This window comes from Allobosea sp. TAB14 (genome assembly GCF_052113865.1).
Taxonomy (GTDB): Bacteria; Pseudomonadota; Alphaproteobacteria; order Rhizobiales; family Beijerinckiaceae; genus Allobosea; species Allobosea spartocytisi.
Window position 1 is genome coordinate 24,305 of record NZ_JBFRDQ010000044.1, and the last position, 14,579, is coordinate 38,883.

The following is a 14,579-nucleotide window of genomic DNA, read 5'->3' on the forward strand; positions in this document are numbered from 1 at the left end:
GCTACACGTCCTGCCCGACATAATCGGCCACATGCTGCATGCGCTTCAGCGTGCGCCAGTAGATGTCCTCCATCAGCAGATGGGCGAACTCGCCGTTGCGGCCGATGCTGTAGAGCCCGGCGACGCCGGTGCCGCGCGCGAAGGCCTGCCGCCGCTGCTCGTAGCGCGAGAGATAGACCGGGTAGGCGAAGGGCGTCTTCAGCATCCCGCCGGCGCCGATATAGCGCGCCCGCAGATGCGGATAGATCCGGCAGAGCCCTTCAAGGCAGAGCGTCGCGAGTTCCTCGTCCGACATCGACCAATGGGCGTCGCCGACCTCGCAGCCGATGTCGAAGGTCAGTTGGGTGCGCCCCTCCGGCGCGAGCCAGGGCATCGCGGCCGGGGCCTCCGTCACCCGGAAGAAGGGCTGCGAACGGTCCGGCACCCACAACATCGTGTCGGGCAGCAGGTTGCGGCCCTCGAAGCGCAGATTGACGAAGATCATCGGCCGGTAGCGGAACTGGCCGAGCTCGTCGAGCTGGTCCGTGCCCTCGACGAGGCGCGGCAGGACATGAACGGGCGCCGTGCTGATCGCCGCCGAAACGCCGATCTCGCGGCCATTGACCTGGATCGCGGCGACGCGGCCGCGCTCGACGAAGACGCGCTCGACGCGCGCTTCCAGTTCGATGCGGTGGCCGACCTGCTTCATCGTCGGCTCCAGCAGCCGCGAGACGCCACCGTCCGGATAGACATGATAGACGCGCGGGCTCTCCGGCATCTCGTGCGAATAGCCGTTGCAGACCGCACGACCCGTGACGCGGGAGGCGGCCTTGAGATAGAGGGTCTTCATCACCCCGGCCGAGAGCTTCTGTCCGACGGCCGGAGAAAGCTCGCTCGCCGGAGCGCCGGACCAGGCCTCCGCCAGCGGAATCGCGACATCCTGCGCCAGCGCCTCGCCATAGGCGTTTCGGAACCAGTCGGCGGCGTTCTCGACCTTACCGGGGCTCAACCGGGCCGCGAAGGCGCTCACCGCGTAGCGCGGCGACGCCGGCAGCCCGAAGGGGTAGCTGTAGCTGCGCCCGCCGAGCGAGACCGCCTCGCCGTAGTGACCGACGGTTCGCGAGATCTCGCTCGCGCCGAGCGCGTCCGCCAGCCGGTTGCTGACGAAATGCGCGCCGAAATCATAGGTGTAGCCCTCGGCATCCTTGAAGGAGGAGGCCATGCCGCCGACCGCGCGGCCGGTCTCGAAGACCGCAGCCTGCAAGCCGCGCCGCTCGATATCGAAAGCCGCCGTCAGCCCGGCGATGCCGGCGCCGATGATCGCGACAGGCTTGGCGAGACGGCGCCAGACAGCCGGCGCCTTGACTGCGATGTCCATGGAGAAAGCCCCCGCGTTCCGAAGCCCGCCGGCAGGTTCCGGCATGAACTGACGTAACAGGAGCGGATGAATCCCGATTTGAGCCGACTTCACAATCAAGGGCTCAGATCGTCATGAACTGTTAACGCTAACGGAGCGGCGGCACTCAGGAGCCGGGCTTCTCGCCCTTGATCCGCATCAGCACGAGCGGCATGGCGAGGCCGATCACCACGAACCGCACCAGATGGTGGGCGCCGACATAAAGCGTGTCGAGCCCCATGGCGAAGGCCAGCATCGCCATGGCCTCGAGCCCGCCCGGCGCGAAAGCCGCCATGCCGCTGGCATAAGGCACTCCCGCMAGCCAGGCSGCCGGCCAGGCGAAGAGGAAGGCGACGCCCATCGAGACGGCGAAGCCGCCGATCGCCAGCGGAAACAGGCCGCGCAGCTCCTTGCGCGGGATATGGGCGATGCGCCCGCCCATGGTCGAGCCGAGCAGGATCTGCACCGCGATCTGGATCGGCTGCGGCAAGCTGCCTTCGACGAGCCCGCTGCCATGGAGGATCGCGCTGGCGAAGGTCGCTCCGAACATCAAGGGCGCGGCAAGCCCGATGCGCTCGAAGCTGAGCCCCAGCAACAGTCCGGCCATGACCAGACCCAGCATGGTCGAGGGACCGACGGCCGTCAGGACCGGCGCCGGCGCGCCCGCCGAGGTGCCGGTCGCCTGCATCAGGCTCGGCAGGAACGCGACCAGGACCAGCAGCCGGAAGAGCTGGACGACCGAGATGCGGCCGATATTGGCGCCCTTCGCCTGGGCGATCGCCAGAACGGTCGAGAGCGCGCCCGGCGCGGCGGCGAGAAGCGCGTCGATCCAGGGCCAGCGCGCGACATGGCGCAGATAAGCCCCGGTCGCGAGCATGATCGCCGCGACGCCGACCAGCAGAACCGCGAGCGAAGCCGGATAGCGCGCGAGCGCGGCCAGCGCCTCGGGCGTCGCGGCCGAGCCGAGAATCGTGCCCGAGAACAGCATCGTCGAATCGAACCAGGGGCGCCGGAGCGCCGGCAGCGGGCGAATCAGCGACACGATGGTGCTGAGCAGCATCGACCCCGACAGCCAGGCGGCGGGCATGCCGAGCGTCGCGAACAGGGCGCCCCCGAGCGCCGCGATCGCGATGACGACCGCCTCGCGTCCGAGGAGCGCAAATCGCGAGGAAGGGTAGCCGAACAGTCTCATTCTGCCCCGAAAGCGTGCCGCATCGGCGACGCCGGGCGTTCATGACCATCGCCGGCGCAACGGTCAACCGCGCCGGCCGCCGGCCCGCGCAGGGCCGCCTTGCGTGGCGGGCGGTCAGGCCGCCATCAGCGCCTTCTGCAACCGCGCTACCGCCTCCGTGAGATCGGCGGCGTTGCGGGCGAAGCAGAGCCGCAGGCCCTTCTCGCCGCCGGGGCCGAAGGCCGTGCCCGGCGCCAGCCCGACATTGGCGGTATCGACGAGATCCAGCGCCAGTTTGCGGGAATCCTCGCGGCCATCGACAGTGAAGAACTGGTAGAAGGCCCCGACCGGCGCCGCGAGCGAGACGCGGTTGGTCGCCTTGAGCCCCTCATGGACGATCCGGCGCCCCTCGGCCGCACGCGCGATCTGGCCGGCGATGAAATCCTCGCCCTCGTCCAGCGCCGCGACGGCGCCGCGCTGCACGAAGACCGGCGAGCCGGAGGTCGAATACTGGATCAGGTTCTCGATCACCTGGCCGAAGGCCTCCGGCGCCTCGATCCAACCGATGCGCCAGCCGGTCATCGCCCAGTTCTTCGAGAAGGTCTGGACGAAGATGACGCGGTCCTCCGGCGCCATGATGTCGTGGAAGGACGGGGCGCGGGCCGAGCCGTCATAGACGAAGCGGCCATAGATCTCGTCGGCGACGATCCAGATGCCGTGCTTGCGCGACAGGGCAAGCAGCGCCTCCTGCTCCGCCTTCGTCGCCGTCCAGCCGGTGGGGTTGGAGGGCGAGTTGATCAGCATGCCGCGCGTCTTCGGCGTGATCGCGGCCTCGAGCTTGCCGAGATCGAGCGTAAACCGGCCCTGGTCGTACTCCATCGGCACGCAGACGGGCCTGGCGCCGCCGACGCTCGTCGCGGCCACGAAATTGGGCCAGGCCGGAGTCGGGATGATGAGCTCGTCGCCCGGCCCCGCGATCATGCGCACCACGATCTGGAGCGACTGCATGCCGGAGCCCGTGACGAAGAAGCGCTCGGGCGAGAATGGCTGCCCGTAGAGGCGCTCGTGATAGCGGGCCAGCGCCTCGCGCAGCTCCGGGATGCCGCGCTGCCAGGTGTAGAAGGTCTCGCCGGCTGCCAGCGAGCGCGCCGCCGCGTCCCGGATGAAGGCCGGCGTCGGCAGGTCRCCTTCGCCGACCCAGAGCGGAATCAACCCCTCCCGCAGGCGGCCGTAATTCATCACCTCGACGATGCCGCTTTCGGGCGCCTCGCGCGCCTCCGGCCGCAGATCGGCGATCAGCGTGCTGCCCGTCGGGAGAGCGGAATTCATCGGTTTCGACCTCGCGATTTGTCCTGCCCTTCTTTAGCCGATGACGGCGCGGCGGGGCATGAAATCGCGAGATCGGGTCGATCGGTCGCGGTGATGAATCGCGACCGGCGGCGTCAGCCGATCAAACCGTCTTCTGCTTGAGCAGATCGCGGATCTCGGTGAGCAGGACGACGTCGTCGGCCTTCGGAGGCGGCGCGGCCGGCTCTTCCTTCTGCTTGCGCTGGAGCGTGTTGATGCCCTTGACGACGAGGAACAGCACGAAGGCGATGATGATGAAGTTGACCGCGACCGTGATGAAGTTGCCGTAGGCGAGGACCGCGCCCTGCTTCTTGGCTTCGGCCAGCGTCGTGGCGGTGATGCCGCTGTTGAGGCCGATGAAGTAGTTCGAGAAATCGACACCGCCCAATGCGCCGATAAAGGGCATGATGATGTCGTTGACCAGGGAGTCCACGATCTTGCCGAAAGCGGCGCCGATGAYGACACCGATCGCGAGATCGATCACATTGCCTCGCAGCGCGAATTTCTTGAATTCATCGAGCATGCTGCACCCCTTCTTTAGTCGCCCGGATTTTTCCATCGGCCGGCGCAGGCTAGACCATGCAGCCCAGGCAGGAAAAGCCCGCGGGCGGTATATTCGGCGCGTTCGACCCGGTTTGCGCGAAATATTCGGGGGACGACTTGGACAAATGACCTGTGGCAAGCCGGAAGACACATCGCTAGACTGGTGGGAAACCTGAAACGGAAGGTCATGCCGGCAGCTTTTCGGCCCCGATTGCAGGCGCTCTCGCAGGACATGGCATCGTGATTCCAGCCTGGTCCGTCGTACTGGTCGCGCTCGCCTATCTGTGCGGGCTCTTCGCCGTCGCCCACACCGCCGACATATCCGGCCGGCGGCTGATGACCGGGCGGGCGCGCTCGACGATCTATGCGCTGGCGCTAGGCGTCTACTGCACCTCCTGGACGTTCTACGGCTCGGTCGGCTTCGCCAACCGCGCAGGCTTCGATTTTCTCGGCATCTATGTCGGGCCCATCCTGGTCATCGGCTTCGGCCATCGCTTCGTCGCGCGYATCGTCGRSATCGCCAARTCGCAGAACATCACCTCGRTCGCGGATTTCGTCGGCGCGCGCTACGGCAAGAGCGAGCGSGTGGCSGCGCTGGTCTGYCTCGTCGCCGTGATCGGCGCCCTGCCCTATATCGCGCTGCAGCTCAAGGCGGTCTCGAATTCGCTCTCCGTGTTCCTTGCCGCGACCGGCGGACACGCCCCGGCCTATGACGTGCCGATTCTGAGCGACATCGCCTTCCTCGTCGCGGTGGTTCTGGCCGGTTTCGCCTGCGCCTTCGGCACGCGCCATATCGATGCGACGGAGCATCAGGACGGCCTCGTCCTCGCCATCGCGGTCGAATCGGTGGTCAAGCTCATCGCCTTCCTCGTGCTCGGCATCTTCATCGTCTACGGGCTGTTCGACGGCATGGGCGACCTGCTCGCTCAGGCGGCAAAGCCAGCGCCCGACATGGCGCCGATCTGGGACCGGACATCGAGCTGGCCGGGCTTCCTGACGCTGACGCTGCTGTCGAGCTGTGCCGCGCTGCTGCTGGCGCGCCAGTTCCATATGACCATCGTCGAGAATCGCGATGCCCGAGACGTGCGCCGCGCGGCCTGGATGTTCCCGCTCTATCTCGTGCTGATCAATCTCTTCGTCCTGCCCCTGGCGGCCGCCGGCGAGATCCTGCTGCCCGGCAGCGGCATCGATCGCGACATGACGGTGCTGCTGCTGCCGCTCCAGCGCGAGGCCGGGCTGATCGCGCTTCTCGTCTTCATCGGCGGGCTCTCGGCGGCGACGGCGATGGTGATCGTCGCCTCGGTCGCGATCGCGATCATGATCGCCAACCACCTCGTCATGCCGCTGCTGCTGCGCGGCCGCCGGGCCCTCAGCGAGCCCAGGAAGGCGAAGGCTTCGCTCGGCCCGCAAACGCCGGGCAACGGCAATCCCGGCGGCGATCTCGGCTCACAGATCCTGATCATCCGCCGGGTGAGCATCTTCCTCGTCATCCTGCTCGGCTATGCCTATTACCGCGCCGCCGGCGAGGCGGCGCTGGTCTCGATCGGCCTGCTCTCCTTCGCGGCGACGGCGCAGATCGCGCCTGCCTTCTTCGGCGGGTTGATCTGGCGGCGCGGCACGTCGCTGGGCGCCGCGGCGGGGCTCATCGTCGGCACGACCGTCTGGGCCTATACGCTGCTGATGCCGAGCCTCGCCATTCCCGGGAGCTGGTGGAGCGAGATCGTCGCGCATGGCCTTCTCGGGCTCGACCTGCTGCGGCCGGAAGCGCTGCTGGGTTTCGACGGCATGCCGGCCCTGCCGCACGGCGTCGCCTGGAGCCTCGGGCTCAACATCCTCTCCTATGTCGGCTTCTCGCTGCTCAGGCCTGCCAATCCGATGGAGCGCCTGCAGGCCAACGCCTTCGTCGAATCGGACCGGGCAACGATGGCGCAGACCTTCTCGCTCTGGCGCACCAGCGTCACCGAGGGCGAGTTGCAGGCGACCATCGCCCGCTATCTCGGCCGGGAGCGCACGGAAGGCGCCTTCGAAAGCTTCAATCACAGTCGCGGCGAAACGCCCGAGCCCGCTCGCGACGCCGACATCCACCTGCTGCGCTTCGGCGAGCAYCTGCTCTCCTCGGCSATCGGCGCGGCMTCCTCRCGGCTGGTGCTGTCGCTGCTGCTGAAGAAGCGTAATCTCTCGACCGAGGCCGCCTTCAAGCTGCTCGACGATGCCTCGGCGGCCTTGCAGTACAACCGCGACATCCTCCAGCACGGGCTCGACCATGCCGGCCAGGGCATCACGGTGCTCGACCGGGATCTTCGGCTGCTCGCCTGGAACCAGGCTTTCCTCCAGCTCTACGATCTGCCGCCCTCGCTGGTGCGCTTCGGCACGGGGCTCGACGAGATCGTGCGCTTCAACGCGGCACGAGGCGCCTATGGCGACGGCGCGCAGGACGATCTGATGGCGGCGCGGCTGGAAAGCTTCGTCAACGACCGCGAGCCGGTCCGCCTCAAGCTCTTCCCCTCGAAGAAGGTGATCGAGGTCCGCACCAACCCGCTGCCGGATGGCGGCTTCGTCACCACCTATACCGACATCACCGAGACCGTCGCCGGCGAGGAGAAGCTCGAACGCGCCAATGAAAGCCTGGAAAGGCGCGTCGCCGAGCGCACCGAGGAGCTCCTCCACGTCAATACGGAGCTCCAGCGCGCCAAGGCCGAGGCCGMGGCCGCGAACCTCTCCAAGACGCGCTTTCTCGCAGCCGCGAGCCATGACATCCTGCAGCCGCTCAACGCTGCGCGCCTCTACGCGACCTCGCTGGTCGAGCGGGATCGCGCCGCCGGCCAGCCCGACCTCGCCGAGAACATCGACGCCTCGCTCGACGCGGTGGAAGAGATCCTCACCGCACTGCTCGAAATCTCGCGGCTCGACGGCGGCGCCCTCAAGCCCGAGCTCACCGCCTTCCGCCTCGACGAGCTGATGCGCCAGCTCCAGCGCGAATTCGAGCCCAGCGCGCAAGAAAAGGGGCTGAAGCTCGTCTTCGTGCCGACCGGGCTCGCCGTGCGCTCGGACCGGCGTCTGCTCCGGCGCCTCCTGCAGAACCTGATCTCCAACGCGATCAAATACACGCCGAACGGCAAGGTGCTCATCGGCTGCCGACGGCGCGGCAACCAGGTCGCGGTCGAGGTGATCGATACCGGGCTCGGCATTCCCCAGAGCAAGCAGAAGACCGTCTTCCGCGAATTCCAGCGGCTCGACCAGGGCGCGCGGGTGGCGCGCGGCCTCGGGCTCGGCCTGTCGATCGTCCAGCGCATCGCCCGCGCGCTCGACCATGGGCTGACGCTCGATTCGGTGCCCGGCCGCGGCACGCGCTTCTCGCTCATGGTGCCGCGCACCGCGCCGCTGCCGGCGATGACGACCGGCGCGGCTCCGCGCCAGTCCCCGGCCGGCCAGCTCGCCGGAATGCGGCTCCTGGTGATCGACAACGAGCCGGCGATCCTCGACGGCATGAAACGCCTGCTCGAAGGCTGGGGCTGCCGGGTGACGATCGCCGCGGGGCTCGAAGAGGCGCTGCCGCATGTCGGGGGCAAGAACGAACCGGACGTGCTGATCGCCGATTATCACCTCGACCATGGCAATGGGCTGACCGCGATCAGCTCGCTGCGGGCCCATGCCCGTACGCCGATGCCGGCGATCCTGCTCACCGCCGACCGAACGCCGCATGTGCGCGAGGCGGCGAACGCGCTCGACGCCCATCTGCTCAACAAGCCGCTGAAGCCGGCGGCGTTGCGCGCCTTGCTGGCGCAGTGGCGCGCGACGCGGCTGGCGGCGGAGTAGCTTTCCAGCCCTCAGCGCTCGCTTGCGCTAGCGCCGCGCAGCACCTCTTCCGATGCCAGGAAGGCCGCGACCTCGGGGCTCGGCGCCGGGCTTTGCGCGGTGATGCCGATCTCCGCGAGAAGCCGCTCGACGGGCACATAGGCCCTCGCCCGCCGGTCGTAGATCGCCGCCCGCACCAGCGCGACGGCAGCGACAATCTCACCCCCGTCCCGGCCCTGCATCAGCATGCGGTGCTGCATCACCAGCCAGTTCTCGCTCCAGCACAGGATGCGCGTCTCGAGATTGAAGGAACGAAAGAGCCGCATCTCGCGCCTGAAGCGAATCGTCCCGGCATTGACCACCGGCACCCAGCGGTGCCGCAGGATCGCGCGCCACAGGCCGCTACGCAGCACGAGGTCGGTGCGCCCGAGATCCATCAGCGTCCAGTAGCGGCCGTTGTTCATGTGCAGGCTGGTGTCGAGATCGTGGAACCAAACGCGGAACGGCAGCAGCGAAGCCCCGCCCGRCATCTCCAGGCGCGGGCGCATCCGAAAGGTGGCGAGGAGCCAGATCAGGCGGAACCAGAGATTCATATCGGCCTTCCGATTGTGGACCGGTCGCTGCGAGCCCCATGTCATACGGGCGGCATCGCTGTCGATCATGCTATCGTCTGGTTCGAACCCGCCAGAGAGCGGCAGCGGAGTCGCCGGTTTGCCCACCCTTCACGTCTCGCCCCTGTCGAAGCTCGACGCCACGGTCGCGGCCTGCGGCGCCAGCCATCTCGTCACGCTGATCAATACCAACACCAAGGTCGAACGGCCCGCCGGCATCCCGGAGAGCCGCCATCTCTTCCTCGGCATGTCAGACATCAACCAGCCGATGGAGGGGCATGTGCTGGCGGGGCAGGAGCATATCGCGCGGCTCATCGCCTTCGTCAGGGACTGGGACCGCGCCGCGCCGCTGGTGATCCATTGCTGGGCCGGGATCAGCCGCTCGACCGCGGCCGCCTACATCACCGCCTGCGCGCTCGCGCCTGAGCGGGACGAGGCGGAGGCGGCGGAGGCCTTGCGCGCCGCCTCGCCCTCGGCAACGCCCAATAGCCGCCTCGTCGCACTCGCCGACGCCAGCCTCGGACGGGGCGGCCGGATGATCCGCGCCATCGAGCGGATCGGCCGCGGAGCCGACGCCTTCGAGGGGCAGCCCTTCGTCTTCCCGCTGGCTTGAGTCAGGATGCCGCAACGGCAGCTTCATGCGGCCTTCCGGGGGATCGTCGCGGATCGTACCGGGCTCCTCGACGAGCGAGGCAGAAGATTGCTTGCATCCGGCAAAATTTGCGACGATTGATCGCGCGGGAGGCAATTCCGGCACCATGACGATCGAACTCGACTCGCGCGACCGCACGATCCTGCGAATCCTGCAGCAGGACGGACGCATCACCAATTCGGACCTGGCCGAGAAGGTGCACCTGTCGCCCTCCGCCTGCCTCAGGCGCGTGCGGCAGCTCGAGGAAAGCGGGTTGATCCGTGGCTATGCGATGATGCTCGACGACAAGATCGCCGGCTTTCCGGGCACGGCCTTCGTCTTCGTCACGCTCGACCAGCAGGGCCGGGCCTCGCTGGAGAGCTTCGAGCAGGCCGTGCAGAACCTGCCCGAGATCCTCGAATGCCACCTGCTCGCCGGGGCGCATGATTATCTGATGCGCGTGATCTATCGCGACAGCGCCGATTTCGAGCGCATCCACACCGACATCATCACGCAATTGCCTGGCGTGACGCGCGTGCAGTCGACGCTGACGCTGCGAACGATCAAGAAAACCTCTGCCCTGCCGGTCTGAGCCCGGCGGATCTAATTCCGGCTCGCGGGTTGCGACGGGGCGCCGTCCGACCGATAAGCTTGCCTCAAACAGGAATCAGGCCCGTGAGCGAAGACAAGACCCAAGGCACTCCCCATGCCGACGTCGCCGCCCTGCCCTTCGAGGCGGCGCTGAAGGAACTCGAAGGCATCGTCGCGCGGCTCGAGCGCGGCGACGTGCCGCTCGAGGAATCGATCGCGATCTACACGCGCGGCGAGGCACTGAAGGCGCGCTGCGACGCGCTGCTGAAGCAGGCCGAAGCCCGCATCGAGCGCATCACCCTCGGTGCAGACGGCAAGCCCACGGGCACGACACCGCTCGACGTCGAGAACTGAGAGGGCGGAGGCGACCGGCAGGATGCGCACGACGCCGACGATCCGCCGCGCTGACGCAACCGATCCTCCCGAGGCTTTCACGATCGAGGCTCCGGTCCGCCTCGAAGACCGGGTCGCGGCCGCGCTCTTCGCTTATGCCGATCTGTTCGCGGCGGCACGACGGCGCCAGCTCCATCTGCTGATCTGGGTGGTTATCGCGCTTCTTGCGATGGCCTACTACGCCTCCTGGCAGGAAAGCGGCCATTTGGGCGCCCGCGCTTTCCTGTCGCGTTTCGGTGCGGACCTGCTCGGTCTCGGCGGCCTGCCGATCCTCGTCGTCGCGGGGCCCATGCTGGCCTACTACCTCGTCCAGCCGGCGCTCATTCGCAGCCGGCTGAAGCGCTGGTATCGCGACGAACGGCTCGACCGCCCCATTGGCACTACCTATCGCTTCGAGCCCGGCGGCATCGCCGTGACCCTGCCCGGCCGCGGGAGCGCGCTCGCCTGCCGCCGCATCGGCGGCATCTCCGAAAGCTCCACTCATCTCTTCATCCGGTTGAAGGATATCGAGGATGTCTTCGCCCTGCCCCGCAGCGCGCTATCCGGGGAGCAGGTCGCGCAGATCGGAGCATGGGCCGCCTCCTGTCATGTCGATGGCGCGGGAGCGGCCCGCGCCTTTCCGGAGCTGGAAACGCCACCGGGGCGCGAACCATTGCTGACCGCGCGCTTCGAGCTGACCGAGGATGATCGCGCGGTCGCGCTCGGCTGGCAGATGGAGCGCCCGGGGACGCGGCAGCGGCGCAGGCGCGGCTTTATCCTCGCCTTCCTCGTCGCGGCACTGATCCCCCCGCTGCTCTTCGGCGTCCTCTGGCTTCTCGATCCCGAGAGGGTGCCTTTCCGCTATGCCTTTCCCTTGTTCGTCGAGATGTTCGCGAGCACCTTCTGGAAATGGGTGCTCGGTCTCTGGGCGATCATGACGGCCGTCATCCTGCTCCATCCCTGGATGAGACGCCGGCATGCGCGCCAGCTCGCCCGGCAGATGCAGAAGCGCGTGCAAGCCTATGAGCACGAGGTGCGGCTCTACGACGAGGGGCTCGAAACCTGGCAGGACGGCTTTTGCAACCGCTTCGACTGGAAGGGGTTCGAGCGGATCGAACGCCAGGGCGACCATCTCATCCTGCTGCGGCGGGAAGGCGAGCCGCTGATCCWGCCTTTGCGCGCACTCCACGGCGACAAGCTGGCCATCTTCCAGCGCATCGTCGATCATCGCATCGATGGGGGGAGCCATCGGCCGGAGGCAGGCACGTGACGAAGCCGCTCGCGAATTCCATTGCAACAGCGCTTGCGGCGCTGGCCTTGTCCGTCGCGGCCGCCACCTCTCGCGCCGAGACCATCGTGATGCCGCACGGGCTTTCGGTCGAGCTCCCCGAGGGCTGGCACGTTGACGGGTCGCCGGAGGGCGAGGTCTCGCAAACCGGACTTCGCCGCGTGCAGCTCGTCTGCGACAGCGAGGCCTGCAGAAAGACGCAGGAAACCTGCACCATCCTGATGCGCTCGAAGGAGATCGAGGGCGCCGATGATGCGGCCATGCTGCGCGCGCTCTATGCCTCGCCTCTCGACCGCTACACCCGCCTGCGCGCCGTGCTGCGCTCGACCAGCAAGGACGCCGAAATTCGCAAGCCGCTGGAGATCGTGCGGATGGGCGAGCGCGAATGGTACCGCATCGAGACCGATGCGCGGCACAACTACAAATCCGGCCTTTTCGCCGAGACGGTCGTCAGCGGCCTCTATGTCGGCGGGATCTGCAAGACCTGCGAAACCGGCGAGGAACGCCATCGGGACGGCCTGAAGATCCTGATGAGCCTGAAATCGAGCGCCGCAGCCGCCTCCCTGCGCTAGGCCTGCCGCTCGCCGACGGCAATCTCAGCCTCCGACCGGCAGCGCGAGGATCAGATCCTCGATCAGCCTTGCGACGTGCTGGACGGCTGGATCGCCGGCGCGGCGCTTGTGCCAGGCGCTGTGCAGCGGGAAGCCTTCCACGGCAAGCGGCGGCGGGAAGGTGACGAACGCGTCGTCGCCATCCTGCAGGCAGCGGCTCGGCAACAGCCCGATCATGTCGGAGCCGGCGACCAAGGGCAGCACCATCGTGAAGTTCGGCACGACCATGCCGACATGGCGCTCGCGCCCGATCCGCGCCAGGGCTTCGTCGAGAGGCCCCTTCGTGTCGCCGCGCCCCGAAACCAGAACATGCGGATGGGCGAGCCAGCCCTCGAGATCGAAGCCGGCCGCCGCCGGATGACCGCGGCGCATCACGACGAGATAGCTCTCCCGAAGCAATTCGCGGCGGGTGAAATCGGCCTCGACGACCGGGAAGACCGAGATCGCCAGATCGATGGTTCCGCGCCCAAGGCCTTCAAGCGCGGCGGCTGCGCCATGCCAGGGCATGAGGACGACCGTGATGCCCGGCGCCGTCCGCGCCAGGCGGCGATGCAGCTCGGGGGCGATGACCACGGCCGGATAATCGGCCGTCACGACCCGCACGGTCTGCCGGATCGCCATGAGATCCGGCTCGTTCCGGTCGAGCAGGGATTTCGTGCTCGCCAGAATGTCCTTCACCGGCCCGGCCAGCGCATGGGCCTTTGGCGTCAGGACCATCCCCCCGGGACCGCGCTCCAGCAGCCGGTCGCCAAAGAGCTGGCGGCAGCGTTCCAGCGCGCTCGACATCGCCGGTTGCGACAGGCCGATGCGATCCGCCGCACGCGAGACATGCGCCTCGTCGAGCAGGGCGTCGAGCACCACCAACAGGTTCAGATCGACCGACCTTAAATTCATGAAATGGATAATATGATATATCGATCATCCATTGGAGTAATTTTATTGGCGCGGCCATCCTCTGCTCATTCCGAAGGAGGATGCCATGACCAAGACCCTGATCCTGCTGTTCCACCCGCATTTCTCGGTTTCGCGTGCCAACAGGGCGCTCGTCGAGGCAGCGCAGCATCTGCCTGATACCGAGATCGCCGATCTCCATGCGCTCTATCCGGACGGACAGATCGATGCCGATGCCGAGGCCGCCCGGCTCGTCGCGGCGGATCGCATCGTGCTGCAGTTTCCGGTCCAGTGGTATTCGACACCGCCGCTGCTCAAGGCCTGGCAGGATGTCGTACTCACGCGGATGTTCTACCTCGACTATGAGACGGAGGGCGCCAAACTCGCCGGCAGGCCGCTGCTGGTCGCGGCGACGGCGGGCAATGTCGCGACGGCCTACGYACCGCAAGGCGTCAATCTCTTCCCGCTGACGGAACTCCTGCTCCCGCTGCAGGCGACGGCGCATCGCTGCGGTCTCGCCTGGGCCGAGCCCTTCCTCGTTTACGACGCCCGTCGCGCCGACGATGAAGCCCTGAAGGCCGCCGGCGACTACTACGCCTCGCGGCTGCGGCGCCTGGCCGCGCCGGCACCGGCAGCGGCGGCCGCCTGAACAGCCTTGCCCGCCAGCACGATCAGGGTAGGCTCTCGCCGACACAGGAGGCCGCCATGTCGCAACTGCCAGCCGAAGATCCCGTCCTGGGCGATGCCCGCTCCTGCGAGGCGATCGAGAAGGTGATCGTGCCCCGCTCCCATGACCTCGGGGGCTTCCAGGTGCGCCGGGCGCTGCCCGCGATCGGCCAGCGCATGGTCGGCCCCTTCATCTTCTTCGACCAGATGGGACCGGCCGAGTTCCATCTCGGCGAAGGGCTCGATGTGCGCCCGCATCCGCATATCGGGCTCTCGACCGTGACCTATCTCTTCGACGGCGAGATCATGCATCGCGACTCGCTCGGCACCGCACTCGCCATCAAGCCGGGCGCGGTCAATCTGATGACGGCCGGGCGCGGCATCGTGCATTCCGAACGCACCGGAATGGAGGCACGCGCCAGCGGCCCCAAGCTCTACGGCATCCAGGCCTGGCTCGCTTTGCCGAAATCGCATGAGGAGGTCGCGCCGGAATTCGTGCATCACGGCGCGCCCATGCTGCCGCGCATCGTCGAAGGCGGCAAGCGCATCAGCCTGATCATGGGGTCCGCCYATGGCCAGAGCTCGCCGGTGAAATTCCCCTGGGAGGCGCTCTATGCCGAGGCGGTGCTCTCGCCAGGCGCGATCCTGCCGCTCGACCCGGACTATGACGAGCGCGCGATCTACATC

At 67.6% G+C, this 14,579-nt stretch carries 14 protein-coding genes; 8 read left to right on the plus strand and 6 right to left on the minus strand.

Annotated elements, in window-relative coordinates; genetic code table 11:
- Position 1: 1 nt before the first annotated feature.
- From AB4Y99_RS09075 to mscL, 4 genes are all read right to left on the minus strand, one after another.
- A complete protein-coding gene (locus AB4Y99_RS09075; RefSeq protein ID WP_441523084.1) occupies positions 2 to 1,357 on the minus strand; it encodes a protoporphyrinogen/coproporphyrinogen oxidase in 1,356 nt (451 codons plus the stop codon).
- Between the two features lie 145 nt (positions 1,358 to 1,502).
- On the minus strand, positions 1,503 to 2,567 hold the full coding sequence (locus AB4Y99_RS09080) for an AbrB family transcriptional regulator (protein ID WP_051987719.1): 1,065 nt from the start codon (positions 2,565 to 2,567) through the stop codon (positions 1,503 to 1,505).
- A gap of 114 nt (positions 2,568 to 2,681) precedes the next feature.
- On the minus strand, positions 2,682 to 3,875 hold the full coding sequence (locus AB4Y99_RS09085; protein WP_191125185.1) for a pyridoxal phosphate-dependent aminotransferase: 1,194 nt from the start codon (positions 3,873 to 3,875) through the stop codon (positions 2,682 to 2,684).
- Positions 3,876 to 3,996: 121 nt separating this feature from the next.
- Positions 3,997 to 4,416 carry a large conductance mechanosensitive channel protein MscL gene (gene mscL / locus AB4Y99_RS09090; protein WP_441523085.1) on the minus strand — a complete coding sequence of 140 codons (420 nt, stop codon included), beginning with the start codon at positions 4,414 to 4,416 and terminating at the stop codon, positions 3,997 to 3,999.
- 260 nt (positions 4,417 to 4,676) lie between these two features.
- Between mscL and AB4Y99_RS09095 the strand changes: the two genes are divergently transcribed.
- On the plus strand, positions 4,677 to 8,252 hold the full coding sequence (locus AB4Y99_RS09095; protein ID WP_441523086.1) for a PAS domain-containing hybrid sensor histidine kinase/response regulator: 3,576 nt from the start codon (positions 4,677 to 4,679) through the stop codon (positions 8,250 to 8,252).
- 11 nt (positions 8,253 to 8,263) lie between these two features.
- On the opposite strand, the gene AB4Y99_RS09100 is transcribed toward AB4Y99_RS09095, so the two are convergent.
- On the minus strand, positions 8,264 to 8,824 hold the full coding sequence (locus AB4Y99_RS09100) for a thioesterase family protein (protein ID WP_441523087.1): 561 nt from the start codon (positions 8,822 to 8,824) through the stop codon (positions 8,264 to 8,266).
- A 118-nt stretch (positions 8,825 to 8,942) separates the two neighbouring features.
- Between AB4Y99_RS09100 and AB4Y99_RS09105 the strand changes: the two genes are divergently transcribed.
- The 5 genes from AB4Y99_RS09105 (at position 8,943) to AB4Y99_RS09125 (ending at position 12,296) form a co-directional block, all read left to right on the plus strand.
- Positions 8,943 to 9,455 carry a tyrosine phosphatase family protein gene (locus AB4Y99_RS09105; protein ID WP_441523088.1) on the plus strand — a complete coding sequence of 171 codons (513 nt, stop codon included), beginning with the start codon at positions 8,943 to 8,945 and terminating at the stop codon, positions 9,453 to 9,455.
- A 145-nt stretch (positions 9,456 to 9,600) separates the two neighbouring features.
- Entirely contained in the window at positions 9,601 to 10,065 is a 465-nt protein-coding gene (locus AB4Y99_RS09110) for an Lrp/AsnC family transcriptional regulator (protein WP_185747783.1), read from the plus strand.
- 83 nt (positions 10,066 to 10,148) lie between these two features.
- Complete coding sequence (locus tag AB4Y99_RS09115) at positions 10,149 to 10,418, plus strand: exodeoxyribonuclease VII small subunit (protein ID WP_038361192.1); 270 nt, start codon at positions 10,149 to 10,151, stop codon at positions 10,416 to 10,418.
- A 22-nt stretch (positions 10,419 to 10,440) separates the two neighbouring features.
- Positions 10,441 to 11,706 carry a YcxB family protein gene (locus AB4Y99_RS09120; RefSeq protein WP_441523089.1) on the plus strand — a complete coding sequence of 422 codons (1,266 nt, stop codon included), beginning with the start codon at positions 10,441 to 10,443 and terminating at the stop codon, positions 11,704 to 11,706.
- Positions 11,703 to 12,296, plus strand: coding sequence for a hypothetical protein (locus AB4Y99_RS09125; RefSeq protein WP_441523090.1), 594 nt, complete (start codon positions 11,703 to 11,705; stop codon positions 12,294 to 12,296). The genes AB4Y99_RS09120 and AB4Y99_RS09125 overlap by 4 nt, the downstream gene beginning before the upstream one ends.
- 24 nt (positions 12,297 to 12,320) lie before the next feature.
- Here the strand turns inward: AB4Y99_RS09125 and AB4Y99_RS09130 are convergent, their stop codons facing one another.
- Entirely contained in the window at positions 12,321 to 13,229 is a 909-nt protein-coding gene (locus AB4Y99_RS09130) for a LysR family transcriptional regulator (RefSeq protein WP_441523091.1), read from the minus strand.
- A gap of 85 nt (positions 13,230 to 13,314) precedes the next feature.
- Here AB4Y99_RS09130 and AB4Y99_RS09135 point away from each other — a divergent pair, with 85 nt between their 5' ends.
- Entirely contained in the window at positions 13,315 to 13,875 is a 561-nt protein-coding gene (locus tag AB4Y99_RS09135) for an NAD(P)H-dependent oxidoreductase (RefSeq protein ID WP_441523092.1), read from the plus strand.
- Between the two features lie 56 nt (positions 13,876 to 13,931).
- Positions 13,932 to 14,579 (plus strand): pirin family protein (locus AB4Y99_RS09140; RefSeq protein WP_441523093.1); only part of this gene is annotated, 648 nt, incomplete at its 3' end.